26 protein-coding genes are annotated in these 25,226 nt (G+C 60.1%); 15 read left to right on the plus strand and 11 right to left on the minus strand.

All coding sequences use genetic code 11. The features are described 5' to 3' along the window. A partial coding sequence (locus tag AB5Y83_RS03955) for a putative Ig domain-containing protein (protein ID WP_368174739.1) occupies positions 1 to 899 on the plus strand: 899 nt, incomplete at its 5' end. Between the two features lie 47 nt (positions 900 to 946). After that, positions 947 to 2,458, plus strand: coding sequence for a TolC family protein (locus AB5Y83_RS03960; RefSeq protein WP_021230477.1), 1,512 nt, complete (start codon positions 947 to 949; stop codon positions 2,456 to 2,458). A gap of 12 nt (positions 2,459 to 2,470) precedes the next feature. Here the strand turns inward: AB5Y83_RS03960 and AB5Y83_RS03965 are convergent, their stop codons facing one another. From AB5Y83_RS03965 to fabV, 7 genes are all read right to left on the minus strand, one after another. Next, positions 2,471 to 2,734: an NAD(P)/FAD-dependent oxidoreductase gene (locus AB5Y83_RS03965; protein ID WP_193557508.1), complete on the minus strand. Its 264-nt coding sequence runs from the start codon at positions 2,732 to 2,734 to the stop codon at positions 2,471 to 2,473. 58 nt (positions 2,735 to 2,792) lie between these two features. Further along, positions 2,793 to 3,983, minus strand: coding sequence for an MFS transporter (locus AB5Y83_RS03970; protein ID WP_040069602.1), 1,191 nt, complete (start codon positions 3,981 to 3,983; stop codon positions 2,793 to 2,795). Between the two features lie 109 nt (positions 3,984 to 4,092). Next, positions 4,093 to 4,836, minus strand: a complete 744-nt coding sequence (locus AB5Y83_RS03975; RefSeq protein ID WP_019446256.1) for a LytTR family DNA-binding domain-containing protein — start codon at positions 4,834 to 4,836, stop codon at positions 4,093 to 4,095. Positions 4,837 to 4,882: 46 nt separating this feature from the next. Beyond that, entirely contained in the window at positions 4,883 to 6,556 is a 1,674-nt protein-coding gene (locus tag AB5Y83_RS03980; protein WP_005357096.1) for a sensor histidine kinase, read from the minus strand. A gap of 81 nt (positions 6,557 to 6,637) precedes the next feature. Next, positions 6,638 to 7,822 carry an NAD(P)/FAD-dependent oxidoreductase gene (locus tag AB5Y83_RS03985; protein WP_368174762.1) on the minus strand — a complete coding sequence of 395 codons (1,185 nt, stop codon included), beginning with the start codon at positions 7,820 to 7,822 and terminating at the stop codon, positions 6,638 to 6,640. 149 nt (positions 7,823 to 7,971) lie between these two features. Then, a complete protein-coding gene (gene ftnA / locus AB5Y83_RS03990; RefSeq protein WP_005339225.1) occupies positions 7,972 to 8,496 on the minus strand; it encodes a non-heme ferritin in 525 nt (174 codons plus the stop codon). 92 nt (positions 8,497 to 8,588) lie between these two features. Then, complete coding sequence (gene fabV, locus AB5Y83_RS03995; RefSeq protein ID WP_368174740.1) at positions 8,589 to 9,776, minus strand: enoyl-ACP reductase FabV; 1,188 nt, start codon at positions 9,774 to 9,776, stop codon at positions 8,589 to 8,591. Positions 9,777 to 10,177: 401 nt separating this feature from the next. Here fabV and AB5Y83_RS04000 point away from each other — a divergent pair, with 401 nt between their 5' ends. Next, positions 10,178 to 10,615, plus strand: a complete 438-nt coding sequence (locus tag AB5Y83_RS04000; protein WP_005339229.1) for a universal stress protein — start codon at positions 10,178 to 10,180, stop codon at positions 10,613 to 10,615. A 191-nt stretch (positions 10,616 to 10,806) separates the two neighbouring features. Further along, positions 10,807 to 11,820 (plus strand): tryptophan--tRNA ligase, encoded by a 1,014-nt coding sequence (trpS, locus tag AB5Y83_RS04005; RefSeq protein ID WP_064334988.1) that lies wholly within the window; start codon positions 10,807 to 10,809, stop codon positions 11,818 to 11,820. Here the strand turns inward: trpS and AB5Y83_RS04010 are convergent. Then, entirely contained in the window at positions 11,799 to 12,758 is a 960-nt protein-coding gene (locus AB5Y83_RS04010; RefSeq protein ID WP_005339232.1) for a LysR family transcriptional regulator, read from the minus strand. The genes trpS and AB5Y83_RS04010 overlap by 22 nt on opposite strands. Before the next feature lie 91 nt (positions 12,759 to 12,849). On the opposite strand from AB5Y83_RS04010, the gene AB5Y83_RS04015 reads away from it, so the two are divergent. Together AB5Y83_RS04015 and AB5Y83_RS04020 are read left to right on the plus strand one after the other, a co-directional pair. Next, positions 12,850 to 13,749 (plus strand): DMT family transporter, encoded by a 900-nt coding sequence (locus AB5Y83_RS04015; protein ID WP_005357113.1) that lies wholly within the window; start codon positions 12,850 to 12,852, stop codon positions 13,747 to 13,749. Continuing rightward, a complete protein-coding gene (locus AB5Y83_RS04020; protein WP_005339236.1) occupies positions 13,734 to 13,895 on the plus strand; it encodes a hypothetical protein in 162 nt (53 codons plus the stop codon). Before AB5Y83_RS04015 ends, AB5Y83_RS04020 begins: the two co-directional genes overlap by 16 nt. A gap of 124 nt (positions 13,896 to 14,019) precedes the next feature. On the opposite strand, the gene AB5Y83_RS04025 is transcribed toward AB5Y83_RS04020, so the two are convergent. Further along, a complete protein-coding gene (locus AB5Y83_RS04025) occupies positions 14,020 to 14,481 on the minus strand; it encodes a DUF6314 family protein (protein WP_368174741.1) in 462 nt (153 codons plus the stop codon). Between the two features lie 39 nt (positions 14,482 to 14,520). On the opposite strand from AB5Y83_RS04025, the gene AB5Y83_RS04030 reads away from it, so the two are divergent. Further along, positions 14,521 to 15,375: a carboxylate/amino acid/amine transporter gene (locus AB5Y83_RS04030; protein WP_368174742.1), complete on the plus strand. Its 855-nt coding sequence runs from the start codon at positions 14,521 to 14,523 to the stop codon at positions 15,373 to 15,375. A gap of 6 nt (positions 15,376 to 15,381) precedes the next feature. On the opposite strand, the gene AB5Y83_RS04035 is transcribed toward AB5Y83_RS04030, so the two are convergent. Both AB5Y83_RS04035 and AB5Y83_RS04040 read right to left on the minus strand, forming a co-directional pair. After that, positions 15,382 to 16,245, minus strand: a complete 864-nt coding sequence (locus AB5Y83_RS04035) for a sensor domain-containing diguanylate cyclase (RefSeq protein ID WP_040069586.1) — start codon at positions 16,243 to 16,245, stop codon at positions 15,382 to 15,384. 70 nt (positions 16,246 to 16,315) lie between these two features. Then, positions 16,316 to 17,029, minus strand: coding sequence for a 3-deoxy-D-manno-octulosonic acid kinase (locus tag AB5Y83_RS04040; RefSeq protein WP_005339249.1), 714 nt, complete (start codon positions 17,027 to 17,029; stop codon positions 16,316 to 16,318). A gap of 222 nt (positions 17,030 to 17,251) precedes the next feature. On the opposite strand from AB5Y83_RS04040, the gene AB5Y83_RS04045 reads away from it, so the two are divergent. The 8 genes from AB5Y83_RS04045 (at position 17,252) to AB5Y83_RS04080 (ending at position 25,218) form a co-directional block, all read left to right on the plus strand. Beyond that, positions 17,252 to 18,304, plus strand: a complete 1,053-nt coding sequence (locus tag AB5Y83_RS04045; RefSeq protein ID WP_159157895.1) for a glycosyltransferase family 9 protein — start codon at positions 17,252 to 17,254, stop codon at positions 18,302 to 18,304. Between the two features lie 303 nt (positions 18,305 to 18,607). Then, complete coding sequence (gene gmk / locus AB5Y83_RS04050) at positions 18,608 to 19,234, plus strand: guanylate kinase (RefSeq protein ID WP_159157896.1); 627 nt, start codon at positions 18,608 to 18,610, stop codon at positions 19,232 to 19,234. A 79-nt stretch (positions 19,235 to 19,313) separates the two neighbouring features. Continuing rightward, positions 19,314 to 19,589, plus strand: coding sequence for a DNA-directed RNA polymerase subunit omega (gene rpoZ, locus AB5Y83_RS04055; RefSeq protein ID WP_005307060.1), 276 nt, complete (start codon positions 19,314 to 19,316; stop codon positions 19,587 to 19,589). Positions 19,590 to 19,720: 131 nt separating this feature from the next. Next, the gene (gene spoT, locus AB5Y83_RS04060; RefSeq protein WP_019446267.1) at positions 19,721 to 21,838 is read left to right on the plus strand and encodes a bifunctional GTP diphosphokinase/guanosine-3',5'-bis pyrophosphate 3'-pyrophosphohydrolase; all 2,118 of its coding nucleotides are present in this window, start codon (positions 19,721 to 19,723) and stop codon (positions 21,836 to 21,838) included. A 44-nt stretch (positions 21,839 to 21,882) separates the two neighbouring features. Next, positions 21,883 to 22,614 (plus strand): tRNA (guanosine(18)-2'-O)-methyltransferase TrmH, encoded by a 732-nt coding sequence (trmH, locus tag AB5Y83_RS04065; protein WP_021230464.1) that lies wholly within the window; start codon positions 21,883 to 21,885, stop codon positions 22,612 to 22,614. Then, a complete protein-coding gene (locus AB5Y83_RS04070; protein WP_127007955.1) occupies positions 22,614 to 23,273 on the plus strand; it encodes a CatB-related O-acetyltransferase in 660 nt (219 codons plus the stop codon). The genes trmH and AB5Y83_RS04070 overlap by 1 nt, the downstream gene beginning before the upstream one ends. Next, positions 23,273 to 24,313, plus strand: a complete 1,041-nt coding sequence (locus AB5Y83_RS04075; RefSeq protein ID WP_021230462.1) for an alpha/beta fold hydrolase — start codon at positions 23,273 to 23,275, stop codon at positions 24,311 to 24,313. Before AB5Y83_RS04070 ends, AB5Y83_RS04075 begins: the two co-directional genes overlap by 1 nt. Before the next feature lie 89 nt (positions 24,314 to 24,402). After that, positions 24,403 to 25,218 carry a Cof-type HAD-IIB family hydrolase gene (locus tag AB5Y83_RS04080; RefSeq protein WP_005339262.1) on the plus strand — a complete coding sequence of 272 codons (816 nt, stop codon included), beginning with the start codon at positions 24,403 to 24,405 and terminating at the stop codon, positions 25,216 to 25,218. Positions 25,219 to 25,226 lie beyond the last annotated feature (8 nt).

A 25,226-nucleotide genomic window follows, 5' to 3' on the forward strand; every position in this document is an offset into this window, starting at 1 on the left:
CCACCGGCACCTTCTCCGGCACCCCGACCAACGGGGACGTCGGCAACATCAATATCCGGGTCACCGCCACCGACAGTAGCAACGCCTCGGTCAGCAGCACCTTCGTGCTCACCGTGGTTAACACCAATGACGCCCCCACAGCTGGCAGCATCGCCAACCAGAGCGTCACCAGCGGCACTCCGTTCAGTTTTTCATTACCGTCAGGCAGCTTCAGCGATGTCGATACTGGCGACAGGCTGACCCTCAGCGCCACCCTGGCCGACGGCTCTGCCCTGCCCGGCTGGCTCAGCTTCAACCCAGCCACCGGTACCTTCTCCGGCACCCCGGTCAATGGAGACATAGGCAGTATCAGCATTCGGGTTAACGTGACTGACCTCAACAACGCCTCAGTCAGCAGCACCTTCACCCTGACTGTCGTTCAGTCGGGTCAAGCCCAAGGTGATCCAGAGTTCAGGGTGACGGATGGTAACCACAAGATAAACTCCTCACCCCTTAGTACACAGCCCCTGACGACTCAACTCTCATTGCAGCCAGACGCTTTGCTGCCGAGCGAATCCTTGCTGACAACCAGTGCGGACAGTACCAGCGTAAACTTCGCTGCCGGCACCCTGTCCCATGCGAGCGCGCTGGCCAATGTCTTCGGCACCAACCGGGACGGCAGCCACGGCAGTGGACAAACAGCGCTTAACTGGACCGGCGGAGAGAGCAATTCGATGAGCACTTACTGGCCCTCCTCTTTGTCAGAGCACCGCCAACTGGAACTCTTCAGTGGCGGTAGCTGGAGCCAGGTTCTCGGTACTGGCGCGGCCTCGCCGACTCTGACCCAACAACTCACGACACTACAAGAAACTGAACTAAGTCAGGCCACTTCCCTGGCTCAGGCCCTGCAAGGGCGTTAATGAGGGAAATACCAATGCGCATCAGCAAGACAATAAGGACATTAAGAGTGCCACATGTGCCCACACTGCTCGCCCTGAGCGTAGCTACCCTGCTGCTTGGTGGCTGCGCCGTCAGCAGCGATCCTTTTAGCCAACAGCAGAGTAAACAAAGGGTGTCTGCCGATCTTTCGGCCATGTTCAAGGAGCAGGCTCCTGTCAGCAAACCCATTACTCTACACGAAGCAATGGCCAGAGCCCTGACATATAACCTGGAGAGTCGCCTCAAGATCCGGGAGGAGGCGTTGGCGCAGCAGCAGATAGATCTCGCCAGCTTCGATATGTTGCCCAGACTAGCCATGGACGCCGGCTACGTGAGCCGCAATAACACCAGCGCTTCTAGCAGCCAGAGCGTCGATAGCGGGCTGCAGTCACTCGAACCCTCTACCTCGCAGGACCGTCACCGCCGCGTGGCCGACCTGAACATGGTGTGGAACGTATTGGACTTCGGGGTCAGCTATGTCACAGCCAAGCAGCAGGCTGATCGCCGCTGGATAGCGGAAGAGCGGCGTCGCAAGGTGGTACAAACCGTCATTCAGGATGTGCGCTCCGCCTATTGGCGTGCCGTGGCAGCCGAGCGTCTACTGGGGCGTATCGACGCCCTGCTGGATCGGGTCAAGATGGCGCGTGAGACAAGCCAGAAGATGAGCAAGGAAAGAGTCGGTGACCCTATCACAGTGCTGAGCTATCAACGTGCCCTGATTGAGGCCACCCGCCAGTTAGAAGAGCAGCGCCGGGCCCTGTCACTGGCCAAGACTGAACTGGCCACCCTGATGAACCTGCCGCTCGGCACCGACTATTCCCTGGCACTCCCCACTGAGGAAGAAATGCCAATCCCGGCACTGAATCTGGATTTTGCCCAATTGGAGCAGGCAGCCCTGATCAACCGCCCCGAGTTGAGAGAGCAGGACTACCAGACCCGCATCAGCGCAGCAGAAACCCGTAAGGCCATGCTTCGTATGTTGCCTGGACTGGAGTTCGCCTTGGGAGGTCACTACGACAGTAACTCCTTCCTCGTCAACCAGAGCTGGGCAGATGCTGGCGCCAAAGTAACCTGGAATCTGTTCAATCTCTTCTCGGGTCCGGCAGCCAAGGCCTCGGCCGAAGCGGGTGAACGGGTCGCAGAGACCAAACGCCAGGCCATGTCGATGGCCATACTGGCCCAGCTCTATGTCGCCCGTGCCAACTTCAATGAGGCAAACCGCCAGTTCCTCACCAGTAAAGAGCTGCAGTCTCTCGACGGTCAGATAGCAGATCAGCTTCGCAACCGCTTCAAGAGTGGCGGCATAGGGGAGCTGGAATTGATCCAGGGCGAGCTGAATGCCCTGAGTGCCTCACTACGCCGGGACCTCGCCTATGCCGAACTGCGTAACGCATACGGACAGATCTTCGTGACAGTGGGCCTCGACCCTCTGCCCAAGACCCTGCCGTCGGCCTCGCTGTCCGCGATCGAACAGACGCTCAGCCAAACCGAGCAGGCCTGGGATCATGGCAAGTTTGAGGTCATGCAACCCGCGTCGTAAACCTCAGCAGAACTAGCCGGCGACCCAACCCGAGGACCAAGCCCACTGGAAGTCGTAACCGCCGAGCCAGCCTGCCACATCCACTACTTCACCGACGAAGCAAAGACTCAATAAGGGCCTTTCGTGCTCCCATGGTTTTGGAGGAGATCTCGTTGGCGCTGACACCGTCAGGGTCACTTCGGCGGTGCTATAACCCTCGGTGCGGTTGGGGAGGAGACCTGCCGTCAGGCCCGCCAGCTGCTGGGACTGGCGCCGCGCTGATCGACCATCGGAAATGCAAAGACCCGGGCGTGGCCCGGGTCTCTGTTTTTGCTTGCTGTGGCAAGGAGGCTTATCAGGCCCGCTCCACCGCTACCGGTGCCGGCAGGCGGATGGTGAGGGAGAGCACCAACGCCACCACCAGTAACACCAGGATCAGGTGGAAGGTCGCCATAAAGCCGCCAAACAGGGAGGCCACGATGGAGCCGATGATGCTGCCCAGACCAAAGCCCAGATAGATGACACCATAGTTCTTGGTCAGGTTGTTGAGACCGAAGAAGTCGCTCACCAGCGAGGGGTAGACGGTGATGGTGCCACCGAAGCTGAAGGCCACACAGGCAACCGCCACGAAGAACAGGTTGGCATTGAGCGGCACGAACAGCAGCAGCGCCATGCCCGCCAGGGTAATCAGCTGGGCGATTGTGATAACCCGGATGCGGGACATCTTGTCGGAGAGGATACCCAGCACCAGACGGCCACCCAGGTTGGCCATGGCGATGATGGCGACGGCGTTGGCGGCCACCACGGCTGGCAGACCCACCATCTTCTCGCCGATATCCTTGGCCACACCGATGACGTAGAGGCCGCTCATGCAGGCGGTGAGGAACATCAGCGCCAGCATCCAGTACTGCGGCTTGCGCATCGCCTCGGCCAGAGTGAAGTCACGGCTCTCGCTCTGCTGTACGGAGGCGGCCTGCTTGGGCGCATCCTTCATCAGCATGCCGCCCACCAGCACCATGGACATAGCGATCAGCCCCCACAGCTGGAAGGTGGTCTCAAGGCCGGAGCTGGAGAGCAGCAGCAGGTTGATGTATTTGAAACCGAGACTGCCGAGGCCGTAGGCACCGATGGAGCAGGCGGAGATGAGCCCCTTGCGCTCCGGGAACCATTTCACGCAGTTGGAGAGGGTCATCAGGTAGCCGGTACCGTCGGCAAAACCAACCAGAATGCCGGCGCAGAGGTAGAGCATCGCCAGATTGCTGGCGTGAGCGGTGAGGAAGAAGCCGATGCCGAGCAGCACGCCAGCGCCCAGGGTCACGTTGCGCACCCCGAATCGCTCCTGCAGCTTGCCCGCCATAGAGGAGGCGACCGCCAGCGAGAGGCTGAGCAGGCCGAAGGCGAAAGCGACCTGACTCACCGGCTCGTCCAGCTTGTCGGAGAGCTGGGCGTTGAACAGGCTCCAGGTATAGACAGAACCCAGTGCAAACTGGGTGATGATGGTACCGATCAGTGTCAGGTACCGGGTGCGGTTCATCTCTTTGGTCATGATGCGTCTCGGTCGATGGCCTTAAGGAAATTGAGGCCACTATAGGCAAGACGCAGCTCGCGCCGATCGATTAAGGCATGAAATGCAGATCGGCGGGAATGAATGACAATCAGAGCCGCATCAGCTGACGGAACGCCTTGATGTTGCTGCGACTGACCGGCACTTCGAACGGCAGATCATGGAGCCGGATGAGATAGGTGCTGTTGAACCAGGGGACTATTTCGCGGATTTTGTTGATGTTGACGCAGTAGGAGCGGTGGCAACGGAAGAACCCCTCGGCAGGCAACCGGCTGACAAACTCGCTGATGGTCATGGTCATCACGTAGCGATCATCGCGGGTGTAGACATAGGTGAGCTTCTCGTCGGCTTCCGCATAGTAGATCTGCTCGCAGGGGGTGACGATGATGCGCTCCCCCTTCACCAGATTGACGGTGCGATTGTGGGGGCTGCTCCCCTCGCCGCTCGCCTCCCCCGTGGAGGCTGGCTGCGACTTGCCCGCATGCTCGAGCTTTTGCAGCAGATTGATGATGCGCGGCTCGTTGTAGGGCTTGAGGATGTAGTCGAACGCCTCCAGCTCGAACGCCTCCACCGCAAACTCCTTGTAGGCGGTGACGAAGACAATGTGGGGCGGATGGCTCGACTTGTGCAGGTTCTTGGCCAACAGCAGGCCGTCGATGGAAGGGATCTGGATATCCAGAAACACCACATCCACCTCGTGATCCTGCAGGTATTTGAACGCCTCCAGCCCATCCTCAAAACTCGCCACTATCTCGATCTGGCTGTGCTGGTTCACCAGATAGATCAGCTCTTCGCGAGCCAGATACTCGTCTTCCACTATGATCGCTTTCAGCATGACAACACCTCTTGCGGCACACACTTATCCTCAACCATGATGGCACTCAGCATGGCATCGACTCCTGATCCGGCAGATAGAAACTCACTTCGGTACCCGGCTCCAGCCGCTTGAGGTGCAGGCCGTCGCCATAGAGCAGCTTGACCCGCTGATGCACGTTCATCAGGCCGATGCTGCGGCTCTCCACCCGACCGGCGGCGACCCCGTCGATCACCGCCTGACTGATGCCGTAACCGGTGTCCCGCACCGCTACCCGGATGCCGCCCGCCAACTGTTTCACCTCGATGGTGACCCGACCCGGCGCGCTGCGGGGCTGGATGCCGTGCAGGATGGCGTTTTCCACCAGCGGCTGCAACAGCAGGCTCGGCACCTGAATGTGCACATCGTCCACCTCGAACACCACCTCCAGCTTGTCGCCGAAGCGGGCCTGCTCGATGGCCACGTAGTCGCGCACCTGCTGCAGCTCCTCCTGAATGTCGATAAGCTCATCCCCCTTGTTGAGGTTGTAGCGCAGGTAGTCCGCCAGATTGGCGATCAGCTGGCGCGCCTGCTGGGGCCGAATGCGGATCAAGGATGAGATGGCGTTGAGGGCGTTGAACAGGAAGTGCGGATTGATCTTGCTCTGCAGCGCGGTGAACTCCGCCTTGCGGGTCATCTCCTTGAGTTGCTCGATGCGCGACACCTCCATCTGGGTGGAGATGAGCTGGGAGAGGCCGACCGCCATCTCCCGCAGGGAGCTGGTGATGCTGTGGGTGCGGCGGTAGTAGATCTTGAGGGTGCCGCTCACCGAGCCGTTTTCTCGCAGCGGAATAATGATGACCGAGTGGAAATCGGAGAGGTGATACTGGCGCAGATCGTTGTTGATGATGATCTGGTCGAGCAGCACCGCCTGCTGGGTCATGCCGCTGATGGCGTGGTGCTCATCCAGCTCGTAATAGTCCTTGCCCACCCCGACATAAGCCAGCACGTCATGGGTATCTGTGATGGCCACCGCATCGGCGCTGATGTCGCGCCGGATCACATCACACACCTGACTGAGAGAGTGGCGATCGATGTTCTGGAAGAAGGGCAGCGTCTTGTTGGCGATATCGAGCGCCAGCTTGGCCTGCTTGGCGGCAATCAGCTCCTTCTCGTCATCCAGATCCTGCACCAGCTTGATGATGAGGCCGATGCAGAGTGCCCCGGCGATCATCGGATAGGCGATATGGTTAACGATCTCCACCCCGACTTCGTGGGGCTCGGTCAGCAGCCAGATGAGCAGCATGGTCAGCCCTTCGCAGAGCATCCCCGCCAGAATGCCGTAGAGCCAGAGCCGCGACTTGCGGCAGCGCAGGTGCAGCCAGGTCGCCAGCAGGCCGGCGATGATGCTGGCGATAAGGCAAGGGATGGAGGTGTGACCATCCATATCGATGAGATAGCGGTGCAGACCGGAGATGACCCCGGCCGGAATGCCAACCCAGGGGCCGAACAGGATACCGCCGGAGATGATGGCGATGATCCGCACGTTGATCAGCGCCCCCTCCACCGGAATGCCGGTGTAGGTACTGAACACCGCAAACAGGCCGAAGATGGAGGCCACCAGCACCAGCTCGGCCGGGGTGTGATCCCGCTTCTGGAACAGCCGCTGGAACGGCCGTGTGCGGGTCAGGAAGAAGAGGGTCATCAGCATCAGCGCCGCCCGTTCGAACACCGCCAATAACATCATCTGATTCTCAAGCATCTGCGCCCCCTTGCGACAACCCGACCGATCACCCTAATCCTGACCAATAAATCGGGGCCGGATAAACCAGCCCCTGTGACATCAACAGTACTGACCGGCCACCCAGCCGGAGGACCAGGCCCACTGGAAGTTGTAACCACCGAGCCAGCCGGTCACATCCACCACTTCGCCGATGAAGTAGAGGCCCGACACCTTGCGCGCTTCCATGGTCTTGGAGGAGAGCTCGTTGGTATCGACGCCGCCCAGGGTCACTTCGGCGGTGCGATACCCCTCGGTGCCGTTGGGCAGGATCTGCCAGTCACCCAGCAGGTTGGCGATCGCCTCAAGTTCCCGCTCGTTGTACTGGCGCATCGGCTTGCTGACCAGCTGACCCAGCTCCACCAGCTTGTCGACGAAGCGCTTGGGCAGCTCGCGCCCCAGCACGGTTTTCAGCTCCTGCGCCGGGTGAGCCTGCGCCCACTCGCGCAGGGCAGCTGGAATATCCAGCTCCGGCAGCAGGTTGATGTGGATCTTCTCGCCGGCATGCCAGTATGAGGAGATCTGCAGAATGACGGGGCCAGAGAGGCCGCGATGGGTGAACAGCATCGCCTCCTTGAAGCGGGTGCCATCCTCGGCGGTCACCACCACCGGCAGGCTGATGCCCGCCAGATCGGCGAACGCCTCTTTCTCCGCCTGATGGAGGGTAAAAGGCACCAGCCCGGCGCGGGTCGGCAGCACGTTGAGGCCGAACTGCTCCGCCAGCTTGAAGCCATAAGGGGTCGCCCCCAGCTTGGGCATGGAGAGACCGCCGGTCGCCACCACCAGCGAGTGGCAGCCGATCTCACCCTTGCTGGTGGTCAACACAAAGCCTTCGTCCTGCTTGCTGACGGTGAGGATCTCGGTCTGGAACTGCAGGGTCACCCCAGCCCAGTCACACTCAGTGAGCAGCACATCGACGATATCCTTGGCGCTCTCGAGACAGAACAGCTGCCCCAAGGTGCGCTCGTGATAGTTGATCCCGTGGCGGTCCACCAGATCGATAAAGTCCTGCTGGGTGTAGCGGGCCAGCGCCGACTTGCTGAAGTGGGGATTCTCCGACAGGTAGGCGTGAGCGCCAGCCTGATGGTTGGTGAAGTTGCAGCGACCGCCGCCACTGATGAGGATCTTGCGGCCCGGCTTCTTGGCGTTGTCGAGCACCAGCACGGAGCGGCCACGGTAGCCCGCCTGCGCCGCACACATCAATCCGGCCGCACCGGCCCCGATCACCACCACATCGACCTGCTTCATCATCACTCACTTATCAAAATAGAAACGGCACCTGGCCAGAACCGAGATTGCCTCTGGCTGACATCACAACGGTGACTGCCCACCAGAATAAACAACGGCCCTTAAAAGGGCCGTTATTGTACTGGCTGAACACTAAGTGTCCACGACTATCAGGCGTTGCTGTCCATGATGCTGGCAGGGGCGCCCTTGGCCAGCTCGGCCAGCTCCTTGTCGATGAAGTAGAGGCCCTTGCCATCTTCACCCACCAGACCCAGACGGTCGACGATGCTCTTGAACAGCTTCTCCTCTTCATGCTGCTCGGCCACATACCACTGCAGGAAATTGAAGGTGGAGTAGTCCTGAGTGGTGAAAGCTACGTGGGCCAGACCATTGATGCACTTGGTGATGTGGTACTCGTGCTCCAGGGTGGTACGGAACACGTCACCCAGCGACTTGAACTCGTGGGGAGGGGCATCGATGGCACCCAGTTTTGGCATGGCGCCGGTCTCGCTCACATAGGTGAACAGACGCTCCATGTGCTGGCGCTCCTCGACCGCGTGCTGACGCAGGAAGGTCGCCGCCCCTTCAAAGCCCTTGTCTTCGCACCAGGCGCTCATCTGCAGATAGAGATTGGAGGAGTAGAACTCCAGGTTAATCTGCTCGTTCAACTTCTCGATCATGGCTTGGGCCAGCATCTTGTTTCTCCTCAGTGATTTGGTATCGATTGTCGCCACACTCCCGCCGCGAATCAACCCGCCAACGAGAGGGAGATCCCGTTTCTTTCAGCTCAGGGGGTCAGCTCCCTAAGGGAGGCGACATCCACCGGCGCAGCATAATCGACACCCGGCAGCTCGAAGCCGTTGAGCTGCATGAAGTCCTGCCGCAGCCCGGCAAAGTCCCCCAGCCCGTGGAAATTGTCCGGCGTCACCTTGGGCCAGAGCGCCGAAACGGCGGCCTGAATGGCCGGGTCGAGCTCGTGGTCATCCATCCGGATCAGCCGGTTACCATCGGCCACCACCCCATTGGGCCCGTACATCTTGGCGGCGAACAGTCGCTGCATCTGCTCGATGCAGCCTTCGTGCACACCGCGCTCCTTCATTACCCCCATCAGCAGGCCCAGATAAACCGGCAACACCGGAATATAGGCGCTCGCCTTGGTCACCAGCGCCTTGCAGACCGACACCCAGGCGTGACCACCAATCTCGGCCAGCTGCAGGTTGATGGTCTCGGCGGTGGCGTGCAGATGCTCCTTGGCATAACCGATGGTGCCATCCCGATAGAGGGGATAGGTGGATTCCGGGCCGATATAGGAGTAAGCGACGGTTTGCGCACCGGGGGCAAGACAATCGGTCTGCTGCAACGCCTGCATCCAGAGCTGCCAATCCTCGCCCCCCATCACGGTGACGGTATCGCGGATCTCCTCCGGCGTGGCAGGCGCCAGCGACTGCTGCACCAGGGTATCGCGCTCCAGATCCAGCCCCCAGCCGCTAAATGGCTGGCCGGTGGTCTTGAGCACCGAGCGCACTTGCGTGCCATCGGGCAGCACCCGGATGCCGCTTGCGAGCGAATAGATCACCAGATCCACCTGCCCCAGCTGCTGGCGGATGGTGTCGATGGCCTGCTGGCGCATGCCGTCGGAGAAGGCATCACCGATCAGGTTGATGGCGATACGCCCCTCCTGCTCCGCCTCCTTGCGAAACCAGATGTTGTTGTACCAGCCGGCGCTGCCCAATCCTTTGTCGGAAGGGCCCCTCTCAAACGAGATGCCGATGGTGTCGGCACCGGCACCAAAGGCGAGCGCAATGCGCGACGCCAGTCCAAACCCGGAGGAAGCCCCCAGCACCAGCACCCGCTTGGGCCCATTGAACGGGCCCGCAGCCTTGATCCGTTCGATCTGCTGCTGCACTGCGGCGCGACAGCCGATGGGATGACAGTTGCGGGCAACACAACCTTGAATCTGGGGATGAATGATCATGGGAAGGCCTCCAAAGAAACTGGCTACAGCATAACCAAATCGAAGGAGATTAACTTGATGCCGAATCGCTATCAGTCAGAAAAGTCGCGGGAATTGAGGCAGAAAAACAAAAGGGAGCACGTGGCTCCCCAAAGCGGTATTCAGATGCTTTTTGTTGTTTTGTGTTCATTGCGAAGCACGGGCCCATCCTATGCCTCTCCCCCCTGATCGGCAAGCCGAGGGGTGTGACCGGCGTCAAACTCTTGTTTAATTTATAGGCAAATAGTGGTTAATAACTGAGTGGCTGACCCTGTGTCACACGTCATTAAACTCATTTAAATCCCAAAACTGTGCCTGAGGCACCATTTTAGTTTCAGCAGAGATTGGTATAGTGGGCTGAAGGATCGGTAAGGAGAACCCCCATGAGTGGAACAACCTATTACAAGCATATTCTGGCCGCGATCGACCTCTCTGAAGACAACCGCAAGGTGATCGACAAGGCGGTGGACAGAGCCCGCTCCAACGGCGCCAAGCTGTCGGTTATCCATGTCGATGTGGACCTCAAGGATCTCTACACCGAAATGATCGATATCGACATCGACAACGTGCAGGATCAGGTGATCGCCGAAGCGAAAGAGAAGCTGGAGGCATTTCTGGCCTCGGTGGACTATCCCATCGAGAAGAAGCTGGTGATCTGCGGCGATCTGAGCGAGCGGGTCAATCAGGCGGTCAAGGAGTATGAGATCGACCTGCTGGTGTGCGGCCATCGCCAGAGTTTCTGGAGTCTGCTCACCTCCAGCGCCCGTCAGCTGATGAATACGGTGCCCTGCGATCTGCTGGTCGTCCCCTTGCAGAAGTAATGAAACCGGCGTAGTTTGATTTGCTATGAATATGACCGCATTCAATCACAACTACTGGTGGTGCTGCTCCTAAACAGGCGGCACCGCGTTTCTATTCAAGATTTCCAAAAGAAAACACCGTGACCGCCGAGAGGCGGTCATTGTTTTTATCCCTTTGTCGCCTCCCGGCTCACCCAACTGGAGAGAGTGACATGCACAACCCCGTAATCCTGACTGGCGATCGTCCCACCGGCAAACTGCACATCGGCCACTATGTCGGCTCCCTGCGCCAGCGCGTCGAAGCCCAGCACCACTACCGTCAATTCGTGATGATCGCCGATCTGCAGGCGCTGACCGACAACGGCCACAACCCGGCCAAGGTAACAGACAACGTGCTGGAGGTGATGGCTGACTATCTGGCGGTCGGTCTCGACCCGGCCAAGACCACCTTCTGCCTGCAGAGCGCCCTGCCCGCCCTCGCCGAACTCACCTGCTACTACCTCAATCTGGTCAGCGTCGCCCGGCTGGAGCGTAATCCCACCGTCAAGGCGGAGATCCAGCAAAAAGGGTTCGAACGCACGCTGCCAGCCGGTTTTCTGGTCTATCCGGTGAGTCAGGCCGCCGACATCACCGCCTTTCGCGCCAGCCACGTGCCGGTCGGGGAAGATCAGCTGCCGATGCTGGAGCAGACCAACGAGATCGTCCGCCGCTTCAATTCTCTGGTAGGCAAAGAGGTGCTGACCGAGTGCCAGCCGATCCTGAGCGACACCGGCCGCCTGCCCGGCATCGACGGCAAGGCCAAGATGTCAAAATCTCTCGGCAATACCATAGAGCTCGGCATGTCGGCGGAAGAGGTCAAACAGGCGGTGTTCGCCATGTATACCGACCCCAACCACCTCAAAGTGAGCGATCCGGGTCAGGTGGAGGGAAATACGGTGTTTGCCTATCTCGATGCCTTCCACCCTGACAAAGCGCTGGTCGCCGAGATGAAGGCCCACTACCGGCGCGGTGGACTGGGGGACATGCGCTGCAAACAGGTGCTCAATGACTGCCTGCAGACCCTGCTCGCCCCGATGCGGGAGCGCCGGGCCGCGGCCATTGCCGACAAAAAGATGCTGCTGGAGCTGCTCTATCAGGGCACCGAGCAGGCTCGCATCATCACCGATGAGGTCTTGGTAGAGGTGAAAAGCGCCATGGGGCTCGACTACTTCGCCAGCATCCGCTGAGCGGGAGTCCCGAGCGCATCGTCGCCGTAGAGGTCGAACACCAGCTGGTGCAGCAGGCTCTTGAACCAGCCGATCGCCTCGTCATGGGCGGTCAGCGGGTGCCCCGCCATCAGGTAGACGATAGGGATGGCGGGGTCGAGCTGGTGCATCCGCAGCGGGTAGTAACGGCAAAAGTGGCGCCCGATCATCTCGGGCACCACCACCAGATAGCGGCCGGTCGCCATCAGTGGCGGCACCGCCATAAAGCTCGGCAACCGCACGCCCAGCTCCCGCTCCACCCCGAAGCGGGCCAGCCAGAGCTCCACCATCGCCTGACTGTGACCCCAACTGGAGGTATGGATGTGGGGACGGCTCACCAGCTCGACCGGAGTCAGCACATCGGGCAATTCGCTGCCAAGCGGCGACAGGCAGACCAGCGGGTTGTTGAACCACTCTTCCCGCCATAAGCGGGGTGAGAGATGATTCGCCCCGGCGAAACCGATCACCAGATCCAGCTCCCCCTTCTCCAGCTCCCGCTCGTAGTTGCTGTCGGCCAGCTCGCACACCTCAAGCCGACAGTGAGGGGCCTGCCGATGGAGCCGCTCCACCAGCACCGGCACCAGCCCGTGCTCTACCGAACCCGGGGTGGCGATACGGAAAATCCGCCGCGCAGTGGCGGGATCAAACCCTTTGGCCTGCCGCAATCCCTGCTCCAGCATCGCCAGCGCCTGGCGAACCGGCCCTGCCAGCGCCTTGGCCCGCTCGGTCGGCATCATCTCGCGCCGACTCATCACGAACAGCGGGTCATCCAGCGCCACCCGCAGCCGCCCCAAGGCGTGACTGACGGTGGATTGGGAGAGATGCAGTCGTTCAGCGGCACGGGTGACGTTGCGCTCCTGCATCAGCATGTCGAATACGGCGAGCAGGTTGAGGTCGAGACGGGCGAGCGAGCTATCCATCGATATTAGCCATAGTTAAATGCCAACAATTCATTTTTACCATAGTAACAGATTGCCTAGAATGCGCTGGCTTAATACATCGGAGATTCAAATGCGTAGCTATCTGTTATTGCTGGCCATTGGCCTGCTGTGGGGTTCCCAGTTCATTTTCATGCACCAGGCCGTTGCCGAGTTGCCCCCCATTCTGGTGGCTGCCGGTCGTGCCCTGTGCGGCAGCCTGACCCTGGGTCTGCTCTGCCTGTTCATGCGGCTCAAGAGTGAGCACACCCCGTGGCGCACCTATATGCTGATCGCCCTGCTGGATGCCACCATCCCCTTCATCATGGTCGCCTGGGGTCAACAGTATGTGGATAGCGCCATCGCCGCCGTGGTCATGGGTTGTATCCCGTTTGTCACCATTCTGGCTGCACCGCTGTTTATTTCTGGTGAAAGAATCACCAAAACCGGCCTGCTTTCCGTGATCATCGGCTTTGCCGGTGTGCTCACCCTGTTCTGGCCGAAACTCTCCCAGGGCATGAACGCCGGTCTGCTCGGTGCCATGGCCATCCTGCTGGGTGCCAGCTGTTTCGCCATCGGTCTGCTGATGATCAAGCGCTTCGCCAAGGACCATCCGGTCGTGGTCGCCCGCAATATCCTGATCTCCTCGGCAATCCAGTTGCTGCTGGTCGCCCCCTTCATGGTTGATCTCGGCAGCCTGACCCTGCCGAGCACCCAGGCCCTGAGCGCGATCACCGTGCTGGGTACCCTCTGTACCGGTCTGGTCTACTTCCTCTACATGGCGCTGATCCAGAAGGCCGGCCCGACGTTCGCCTCCTTCAGCAACTATCTGGTGCCGCTGTTCGGCGTGATGCTGGGTGCCCTGTTCCTCGGCGAGCAGATCCATCCCACCACAGGTGTTGCTCTGGCCCTGATCCTCGGCTCGGTCGCCATGAACCAGTGGGCGCAACAGCGTCGCATGCAGCGCGAGGTCTCCCTATGTCAGGCATCCTGACCACACTGTGCGGTGGTCTGGTACTGATTGCCGGCTGGCAATATCGCCAGCGGCTGGCCGGGATCCTGGGCCTGCTGATGGTACTGCTGCCCTGGTTCTTCGATAGCAAGCTGCAAGCCATGCTGAGCTATGCCCTGAATGCCTGAAGTCCATCTCTGAATGTGTGACGAGAGTCTATCTCTCCTGTTTTTGGGACTGTTTTAAAAAACCTCCGATTTGTCCCCCGCTACCGGCGCTCTGCGCCGGTTTTTTTATACCTGCCAGCCGGCGTCAGATCAGATAGCGATAGCTGAGTCGCTCGTTCTTGCGCGGCCCGGTGATCTGCCAGCTCAGCAAGAAACCGCCGTCTATCTCGGTCAACTCGGCACTGTAGTGATCCGCCCCGCACAGATGGGGCTCGGCGGTCAGCCAGCGGCCATCCCCCTGCGGCAGCAACTCGAACAGCTCGACCGGCGCTTGATAACGCAGATGGGAGAGACGGATCCCTCGCGCACTGCGCTGCCACCAGAAGCGGTTGTGCATGGCGAGTTCCCTTCCATGAGGCGTGATGTAACGGCCCTGCTCGTTAAACAGCCAGCCTCTCTGATGATCGGTCACCTGCACACGCCCCTCGCCCCGACCATTCCAGTCGGTCGCCGACCCCTCGCTATTGCTGGCGGTAAAGGAAAATGCTCCGACCTGTGGCAATCGCCCCCATAAACGCTGGATTGCCGCTTCCATCTTGGCCATCATAGCCCCCTTAAAATTGACAACTGACGATAAATCAAACACATGAACTACTTGATAGGGGTCACCCTGCTCTGGTCATTCTCCTTCAGCCTGATCGGGGTCTACCTCGCTGGCCAGGTGGATGCTTACTTCTCGGTGCTGACCCGCATCGCCCTCGCCAGTCTGGTGTTTCTGCCCTTCCTGCGCCGCCGCTGGCTGCGCCCCGATCTGGCGGCCAAGCTGATGGCGCTGGGCGCCATCCAGCTCGGCATCATGTATCTCTTCTACTACCACTCCTTCCTGCTGCTGACAGTGCCGGAAGTGCTGGTCTTTACCATCTTCACCCCCATCTACGTCACCCTGCTCCACGATCTGCTGGATCGCCGCTTCAAGCCTGTTTATCTGTGGGGTGCCCTGCTGGCGGTGCTCGGGGCTGCCGTCATCCGCTTCGACGGCCTGACCGAAAGCTATGTGCTGGGATTTATGGTGGTGCAGGGGGCCAACCTCTGTTTCGCGCTCGGTCAGGTGGGCTACAAGGTACTGCTGGCACGGGAGGCGGAGCAACCGCCGCAACTGGCGGTGTTCGGCTGCTTCTATCTGGGAGCGCTGGTGATCGCACTGCCCGCCTGGTGGCTGCTGGGCAAGCCGCAATACCCAACGTCAGGGTTGCAGTGGGGCATTCTGCTCTGGCTGGGGGTGGGTGCCTCCGGCCTCGGCTACTTCCTCTGGAACAAGGGGGCGACGCTGGTCACCAGCGGGGTGCTGGCCATCATGAACAATGCGCTCATTCCGGCCGGCTTGCTGGTCAATCTGCTGCTCTGGGGCAAGGATACCGATCTGACCCGACTGACCATCGGCGGCCTGCTGATGCTGGCCTCGCTCTGGGTCTGCCAGCGTGACAAAAGCGGCCAACCCTGACCTCACTCAGCCGACGACGGTGTTGTGCTCCCGTCTGGCCTGACTGTGACAGCTGGCCAGCCGGGCCAGCAGATGATCGAGCTGCTCGCCAGCCTGACTCTGCACCAGCCCGATGCTGACGGTGACCGGCCGCTGTGACAGCAGGCTGGCATCGGCAATCTCGAGGCGCAGCCGCTCGGCGATCTCCAGCGCACTCATCCGCTCGGTCTGGGAGAGCATCAAAATAAAACCGTCCTCATCCCAGCGGGCGAAGGGATCTTCCCGCCGCAGTTCATGGCGCACGATACGCGCCAGCTTGGCCAGCATGGCGTCGCAAGCCGCTTCGCCAAACAATTGCTGGATTTTGGCCATGTGATCGACCGAAAACTGCAGCAGACTGAAAGTGCCACTCTCGGTCGCCAGCCGCTCTTCAAGCAGTTGCTCGAAGCGGCCACGACTCTCCAAACCGGTCAGCGGATCGGTGCCATGCCGCTCCTCCACCAGCACGGCAGCGGGATCGAGGTGACGGACGACCCCCAGCAGATAGCCCCGCTCATCGCGACGCATCCGCTCTTCCAGCCGGATGTAGTGACCGTGATGATGCAGAATGCGGTATTCGAGGCGCAGACCGCTGCTGCGGCCGCTCTGGCAGGCGAGCAGGGCATCTTCCAGCCGGGCAACATCGTCGGGATGCACCCGATCCAGCCAGCCGAGATCATCCGGCCAGCACTCTCCCAATCCCAACAGGCGCAGGCAGGAGGGATCACGCTGCAGTCCATGTTGGGCTGACCAGCTCCAGATCCCAGCCTCCAGCAGCGCCATGGCATCAGACAGCAGACCCGGATCAAGCCGGGCAGTCACATCGACCAAAGGTGTCTTGAGCATTTCCATGGGGCGCCTCGAAACAGGATCTGAATACCTGCTCAATAAGTAACATTGGCGTTCACGCCGAGCAACAGGGTCAGAGCGCTTTTCCCTGATACCCGTTCATCAAGGTCTGCCAGTTCTCTGGTACGAAGTGGAAACTGGTATGCAGTTGAGACTCTTTATTGAATGAACGGAGCAAGCGTTCCAGATTGGCCTTCTGCCATTCGCCGGGGGAGCGGATCGCACCCTTGTCAAAATCGATCACCCACACCTTGCCCTCTTTATCGAGCAGCAGGTTGTGGCTATTGAGATCGGCGTGATAGACCCCGGCATCGTGCAGCTGGCGCACCGTCTGGCCTATCTTGTGCCATACCTCGGTCGCCACCGGCCCCTGCTTGAGCAGCGCCACCATATCCTTGGCACCGCGAATTCGCTCGATCAGGATATCGGCACGATAGAAGGGTCCCTGTTTGACCATACGGGCACCAAACGGACGCGGCACCGGCAGCCCCAGCTCGCACAGCTTGGCCAGCAGGGTGTATTCGGCCATGGCGCGGCTCGACTCGACCCCTTCGAACCAGAAACGATCCCGCACCACCTTGCCCACCATGCCGCCACGATAGTAGTGGCGCAGCACCAGATGGCGGGACTCATCCTTGACGAACCAGGTCACTCCCCGTCCGATGGAGGTTCCCACCACCTGACGGTTGTTCTGCCACCAGGCAGGATCGAATAACTGGGGAGAAGGGTCGCGAAAGGCCCCTTCGGCATACCAGCAGATCTGGTTGTGTTCGGTCTGTACTCGCATCGTGGAGATCCCGCTCGGTGGGTCATGGATCGCAATTTTTCAATTGGCGATGAGGCTGCCGCTCTGGCATGCCCGCAATAGTGGCCTTTAATCAACGACGTGCAGAAACAGGTCATGGCGCAGGGCCCGGCCTATCCCGGCTGACGATTGTGCGCAATTTTACAATCCAGAGGGGAGTTTGCATAATGCCATCCACCCTTTTTGCCAGCCGTGCGCCACAACATGCCGCTATTTCAAACGCCCCCTTCCTCCATCTGCATCCTGCGGCTCTCCGCCATCGGGGATTGCTGCCACGCACTGGCGCTGGTGCGCGTCATCCAACGGGAGTGGCCACAGACCCGCATCACCTGGATCACCGGCAAAATCGAGGCAACCCTGTTTGCCGATCTGCCCGGGGTCGAGGTGATCCCCTTCGACAAGAGCAAGGGGTGGCGCGGCTATCGCGATCTCTGGCAGACCCTCAAGGGACGCAAATTCGATGCCCTGCTCCATCTGCAGGCGGCCATGCGCGCCAGCATCGCGACCCTCGGCATCAAGGCCAAGGTCAAACTCGGGTTTGATCGGGAGCGGGCCAACGACGGCCAGTGGCTGTTCACCAACCACAAGGTACCTTCGCCTGCCTCCCCCCATGTGCTGGACGGTTTCCTCGCCTTTGCCAAAGAGCTCGGCATCAAGGATCTGACCCCGGATTGGCAACTGCCCATCAGCGCCGAACATCAGGCGTGGGCAAGGGAGAAGATTGGCGGCAAACCGACCCTGCTGATCTGCGCCGCCGCCAGCAAGGCGTTCAAGAACTGGACGGCCGCAGGCTATGCCGCGCTGGCAGATCACGCCGCCAACAAGGGCTTTCAGGTCTATTTGTGCGGCGGCCCCGCCAAACTGGAGCGGGATCTGGCTGCCGACATCCAGCGCTTAAGCCAGAGCAAGCCGGTCGATCTGGTGGGGCAAACCAACCTCAAGCAGCTGCTGGCGCTGATTGGCGAGGCGAGTCTGGTACTGGCCCCCGATACCGGCCCCACCCACATGGCCACCATAGTGGGCACGCCGGTGATCGGTCTCTATGCCCACCACAATCCGGCCCGCACCGGCCCATATCTGTGCCGCGACTACGTGGTCAGCGTCTATCAGGAGCTGGTCGAGCAGGAGACCGGCAAGCCGCTGGCCGAACTGGGCTGGCGCACCCGTCTCAAGGATCCGGAGGCCATGCGAAAAATCACCAGCGAGCAGGTGATCGCCGCGTTCGATCGGCTCTGCGCCGATCGTCAGCTGCCGTAGTGACAGGGCACCTCGGGAATTCCGAGCCATCAGGCAGGGATAACCTGATAGCCTCTGCCCTCAGCCAAAGGCACAATGCAGGCTGATGTGGGTTACGCTCCCGCAGCAAGCTACGAATACTTTGATCGGCTGGAATATGATTCCGGCCGTTTTTTTATTCGCCGCATTCTGGTAAAATTCGCCGCCTTTACATCCTCCTGACTCAAGAATTTTCCGCGTTTTGCGTTTGGCTGTCTCCCTTTCGGGCACAAGACGGCGGTCTCTGCTACAACCAAAACAGCGGTTTCGATTAAAGGTAATAATATGGCGCAACAAGGCACTCTCTATATCATCTCCTCTCCGAGCGGCGCGGGTAAATCCAGTCTGCTCAATGCCTTGCTGACCCAACATAACGCTGCGGGCAAGATGCAGCTGTCGGTTTCCCACACCACTCGCGCCACCCGCCCGGGCGAAAAGCACGGCGTGCACTACCACTTCGTACAGGTGGAAGAGTTCAAGGCACTGATCGAACGCGGTGATTTTCTGGAGTGGGCCGAAGTGTTCGGCAACTACTACGGCACCTCCCGCGCCGCCATCGAAGCCTGTCTGGCCAAGGGGATCGACGTATTCCTCGACATCGACTGGCAAGGTGCCCGCCAGATCCGCGAGCAGATGCCGACCAAATCCATTTTCATCCTGCCCCCCAGCCGCGAAGAGCTGGAACGCCGCCTGATTGGGCGCGGTCAGGACAGCGCCGAAGTGATTGCCGGCCGGATGGCGAAAGCCATTGCCGAAATGGTGCACTACGACGAGTATGACTATGTCATTATCAATGAAGACTTCGAGCAGGCACTGTTCCAGCTCAGGTCCATTATTGAGTGCCAACGGCTGGAGATGCGTCACCAGCAACAGGCTCAAAAAAACTTGCTGCAACAGCTACTGGCAGAGTAAGCCAAAAACAAGTAAACTTTTGCGTCATTTTTAAACACTGCTTTTCTAAATACAGAAAGCCCAAACACTGGAGTCCTGCATGGCACGCGTTACTGTAGAAGATGCTGTAAAACAGGTAGGTAACCGTTTTGACCTGGTGCTGGTCGCCGCGCGCCGCGCTCGTCAAATCGCGGTACAAGGCAAAGATCCCCTGGTCGACGAAGAGAACGACAAGCCGACTGTGATCGCCCTGCGTGAGATCGAGCTGGGTCTGGTGAACAATCAAGTGATGGACACCCAAGACCGCTACGAGCAGCAAGAGCAGGAAGCCGCCGAGCTGGCTGCCGTTGCTGCCATCGCCGAAGGCCGCGGTTAAGTTATTCCTCCGGTTGGCACCCGCCCGGGTGCCGACTGTTCATCCCCATTTACAACCGCTCGAAAACCTCGCAAACTCAGGGCTATACCCTCAATTCCACGAATTGCCGTTTTACCGCTGCGGGGACTGTCTTGTATTTATTTGAAAACCTTAAAGAAATAGCCAGTTCCTACCTGCCGCCAGAGCAGGTTGAGAAGCTCAAGCAAGCCTATGTGGTGGCCCGTGATGCCCACCAGGGTCAGATGCGTTCCAGTGGCGAACCCTATATCACCCACCCTGTTGCCGTTGCCCGGATCCTGGGTGACATGCGCCTCGATCATGAAACCCTGATGGCCGCCGTACTGCACGACGTCATCGAAGACACCTCTGTCACCAAGGCCGATCTGGCCGAACAATTCGGCAATGCGGTTGCAGAACTGGTGGCCGGGGTCTCCAAGCTCGACAAGCTGAAGTTTCGCGATCGCAAAGAGGCGCAGGCCGAGAACTTCCGCAAGATGGTGATGGCGATGACCCAGGATATACGGGTCATTCTGATCAAGCTGGCCGACCGCACCCACAATATGCGCACCTTGGGCTCGCTGCGACCGGACAAACGCCGCCGCATCGCCCGGGAAACCCTCGAAATTTTCGCCCCCATCGCCAACCGCCTCGGTATTCACACCATGAAGAACGAGCTGGAAGAGCTGGGTTTCGAGGCGCTCTATCCGATGCGATCCCGCGTGTTGCGCGAATCGGTGCGCCGCGCCCGTGGCAATCGCCGCGAGATCATCGACTCCATCCAGAGCGAAATCAGCGGTCGTCTGAAAGAGGCGGGGATTGAGCATCAGGTCAGTGGCCGCGAGAAGAATCTCTTCTCCATCTACAACAAGATGGAGAAAAAAGAGCTGCAATTTCATGAGGTAATGGATATCTACGCCTTTCGGGTCAAGGTGAAGGACATAGATACCTGTTACCGGGTGCTGGGGCAGATGCACAGCCTCTACAAGCCGCGCCCCGGCCGCTTCAAAGATTACATCGCCATCCCCAAGACCAACGGCTACCAGTCGCTGCACACCTCGCTGGTGGGGCCGCACGGGGTGCCGGTGGAGGTGCAAATTCGCACCGAGTTCATGGATCAGATGGCCGACAAAGGGGTTGCCGCCCACTGGGCCTACAAGCAGGATGGCGACAGCTCGGGCACCACTGCCCAGATCCGCGCCCAGCGCTGGATGCAGAGCCTGCTGGAATTGCAGCAGAGCGCTGGCAGCTCGTTTGAATTTATCGAAGGGGTCAAGACCGACCTCTTCCCCGACGAAATCTACGTCTTTACCCCCGAAGGGCGCATCATGGAGCTGCCCGCTGGCGCCACGCCGGTGGATTTTGCCTATACGGTGCACACCGACATCGGCCACGCCTGCGTTGGTTCACGGGTCGACCGCCACCCCTACCCGCTCAGCAGCCCGCTGCACTCGGGTCAGACGGTGGAGATCATCACGGCACCGGGGGCTCGCCCCAACGCGGCCTGGCTCAACTTCGTGGTGACCACCAAGGCGCGCTCCAAGATCCGCCAGTTCCTCAAGAACCTGCGCACCGAAGAGTCGGTGGTGCTGGGTCGCCGCCTGCTCAACCATGCGCTGGGCGCCAAGAATATCGAAGACATCCCCGAGCCGCGCATCAAGCAGGTGCTGGCCGATACCAAGCATGAGAACCTGCAGGGGCTGCTGGCCGATGTGGGCCTTGGCAACGCCATGAGCGTCATGGTGGCGCGCCGCATGCTGGGAGATGAACTGCCGCCGGAAGAGCAACCCAAGTCCAGCAGCAAGAAGATGCCGATCAAGGGTGCCGACGGCATGCTGGTCACCTTCGCCAACTGCTGCCGTCCGATCCCGGGGGATGCCATCATCGCCCACATCAGCCCGGGCAAGGGTCTGGTGATCCACCAGGAAGCCTGTCGCAACATCAAGGGCTACAGCAAGGAGCCGGACAAGTACCTGCCGGTGCAGTGGGAAGTGGACAAGGAGCAGGAACAGGAGTTCCGCACCGGTATCAGCATCGAGATCGTCAACCATCAGGGTGCGCTGGCCGAGCTGGCCAACGTGATTGCCGCCACCGGCGCCAATATTCACGCCATCAGCACCGAAGAGAAGGATGGCCGGGTCTATCAGGTCAGCCTGCTCATCACCACCAAGAGCCGCATCCACCTGGCCAACATCATGCGCAAGATCCGCGTGATGCCCAACGTGCTCAAGGTGAGCCGACAGAAGAACTGAACACAGGCGGCGCAAGCCGCCTGCTGCTTTTATAGAGACAAGCCATGACCCCCGAACGCTTCAAGCGCATCACCGACATGCTGGCCCAGCGTCAGCTCGATTTGACCGTCTGCATGGAAGAGGTCCACAAACCTCACAATCTGGCCGCCATCGTGCGTACCGCCGATGCCATCGGCATCCACCGGGTACACGCCGTCTGGCCCAAAACCTGGATCCACAAGCGCAAAGGCACCGCCCGCGGCAGCCAGAACTGGGTGGATGTAAAACTGCACCCGGATATCGGCACAGCCGTTGCCGAGCTGAAAGCTTCAGGCATGCAGATCCTGGCGACCCATCTCTCTGACAGCTCGGTCGATTTTCGCGCCATCGACTACACCAAACCGACCGCCATTCTGGTGGGTCAGGAAAAGCATGGCATCGGTGAAGAGGCGCTGGCGCTGGCCGATCACCATATCGTCATTCCCATGGTGGGCATGGTGCAGTCCCTCAACGTCTCGGTCGCCGCAGCCGCTATCCTCTACGAGGCGCAGCGCCAGCGCGAGCTGGCCGGTTGCTATCAACGCGGCTGCCCGCTCACGCTGGAGGAGCAGAACAGCATCCTGTTCGAGGGGGGTTATCCTATCTATGCCCAGCTCTGCAAAGAGAAAGAGATGCCCTACCCCCAGCTCGGCCCGGCCGGTGAAATTCTGGCGGACGAAGAGTGGTGGCAGCGGATGCAGCTGACCCGCAAAGGGTGGGCGCAGCAGAGCGAGCAGGACGATCCGCAGGAGGAGTGATGGAGAACCCTTTTGGCAGCTGGCTGGAATCGCAAATCATCCGGGATCACCTGACCAACCCGAACATAGAGGCCGGCGACTACAGCTACTACTCCGGCTACTACCACGGCAAGCCGTTCGAGGATCACTGCGTCCGCTACCTGCTCGGCGATGGCTCGACCCGTGACACCTGGGAGAGCGGACTCTGGGGCGAGGTGGATCGGCTGATCATCGGCAAGTTCTGCTCCATCGGCTCGGGCGCCACCTTCATGCTGGCGGGCAATCAGGGCCACCGGCTGGATTGGGTCTCCACCTTCCCGTTCAATCCCGACACCTTTGGCGAAGGGGCCTGCAGCGGCTTTCTGCGCAAGGGGGACACCCGGATTGGCAACGATGTCTGGATCGGCTCGGAAGCGATGATCATGCCCGGCATCACCATAGGTGATGGCGCCGTCATCGCCACCCGCGCCGTGGTGACCAAAGATGTGGCCCCTTACACCATAGTCGGCGGCAACCCGGCCCAACCGATCCGCCGCCGTTTCAGCGATGAGCAGATCCTCATGCTGCAAGAGATGCAGTGGTGGGACTGGCCCCAGCCCCGCTTGCAAGCCTGCATGGCGCTGCTCTGCTCGGGGGATATCGCCGCCCTTTATCACCATTGGCAACAGGAGTGTGCCTGATGAACCCCCTCTCTCTTTCCCTGTTGGCCCTGACCCTGTTTTCTGCCGGAGCCCTTGCCGTGACCAATACCTATCAGCTCACCAGCGAAGCCGATGTACCCAGCCTCTACCAGCAAACCCTGCCCGATTTCTGGCGCCAGCATGCGGTTGAAGGGGAGTTCAAGGGCAAGGATGGGGTGACCATCCGCTATGCCGCGCTACGGCAGGAGAAGGTTGATCGCGCCATCCTCATCGTCAATGGCAGGGTCGAGAGCTACCTCAAGTATCAGGAGCTGGCGTGGGATCTCTGGCGTCAGGGCTACAGCCTCTATCTCATCGACCATCGCGGTCAGGGGATGTCCGATCGGATGCTGGATGACCCGCAGAAGGGATATGTCGACCAGTTCGATGATTATGTGGTCGATCTCAAGCAGTTTCACGACCAGGTAATCATGGTGGACCAACCTGCCAAGCTGTTCCTGCTGGCCCACTCCATGGGCGGTGCCATCTCGGCCCGCTATCTGGAGCGCTGGCCGGATGATATCAAGGCGGCCGTGCTCTCCTCCCCCATGCTGGGCATCAATCTCGGCGGTCTGCCCAAGTGGCTGGCCAAGGGATTGGCGAGCACCATAGGCACGGTCGGCGGCTGGCTTGGCGAGCCTCCCTACGGCCCCGGTCAGGGCGCCTATCAGGATCACGGCTTTGCCGACAACGAGCTGACTCACAGTCAGTCCCGCTATCAGGCGTTCCGCCAAATCTACGAACAGCACCCGCAGATCAAGCTGGGTGGCGCGACCGCGCACTGGATTTATCAGGGGATCACCGGTGCCGATGCCGCCATTGCCGATGCGGGCGCCATCAAAACCCCGCTGCTGGTGCTGCAAGCTGGCAACGACAGCGTGGTGGACAATGCCGCGCAGGATCGCTTCTGCACCATTGCCAAGTGTGAAGGGGGCAAACCGCTGCGCATCGAGGGAGCCTGGCACGAACTGTTTATCGAATCCGATGACAAACGCCAGCCCGCTCTGACCGCGATGGTCGACTTTTTCGCCCGCTTCTGAGATGGCTATTTTTTGTAACCCTAAATAAATGGGGTGACAGTGCGGGCTAAGGTAAACTGCCCCTGTTTTCAATCGATGCCGAGGTAATGATGTTCAAGGTAGTTGTATCCGATCTCGATGGCACTCTGCTCAACAAGCAGCACCAGATCTCTCCCCGTACCCGGGATACCCTGCACCGCCTGGTAGAACAAGGTGTGAAATTCGTGGTCGCCACCGGCCGTCATCATGTTGACGTTCGCAGCTTCCGCGATGCGCTGGGGATGGACATCTACCTCATTACCTCCAATGGCGCCGTGGTCCATGACAAACAGGACCAGCTGATTTTCAACCAGCCGCTGCCGACCGAGATCGCCGCCGAACTGATTGCGCTGGAGCGCGACCCCTCTATCCACCTCAATGTCTATCAGGGTGATGACTGGGTGGTGGAAGAGGAGCTGCCCTGGCTGCTGCAGTTCCACGACGAGTCAGGGTTCACCTACCGTCTGGTCGATGACCTGAAACAGGAACCGAAAGAGCAGATCAACAAGGTGTTCTACATCGGCGACCACGAGAAGCTGCTGAAGATCGAGGCGCACCTCAACCAGCGCTATGGCGATCAGCTCAACGTCACCTTCTCCCTGCCGGACTGTCTCGAAGTGATGCACGCCGGGGTGCACAAGGGCAATGCTGTGCGGGCCGTGCTGGAGCAGAACGGGTTCGATATGTCGGAGGCGATCGCCTTCGGCGATGGCATGAACGACTTCGAGATGTTGACCATGGTGGGACGCGGTATCGTGATGGGCAACGCCCATGACCGCCTGAAAATGGCGCTGCCGGAGTATGAGCAGACCCTCACCTCCGATGAAGATGGCGTCGCCGTCTATCTGGAGAAGCTGTTTGAGCTGGAGAGCGTCAGCGCCGCCTGATCCTCTTC

It is taken from the genome of Aeromonas sp. R5-4 (assembly GCF_040908215.1).
GTDB classification, from domain to species: Bacteria; Pseudomonadota; Gammaproteobacteria; order Enterobacterales; family Aeromonadaceae; genus Aeromonas; species Aeromonas veronii.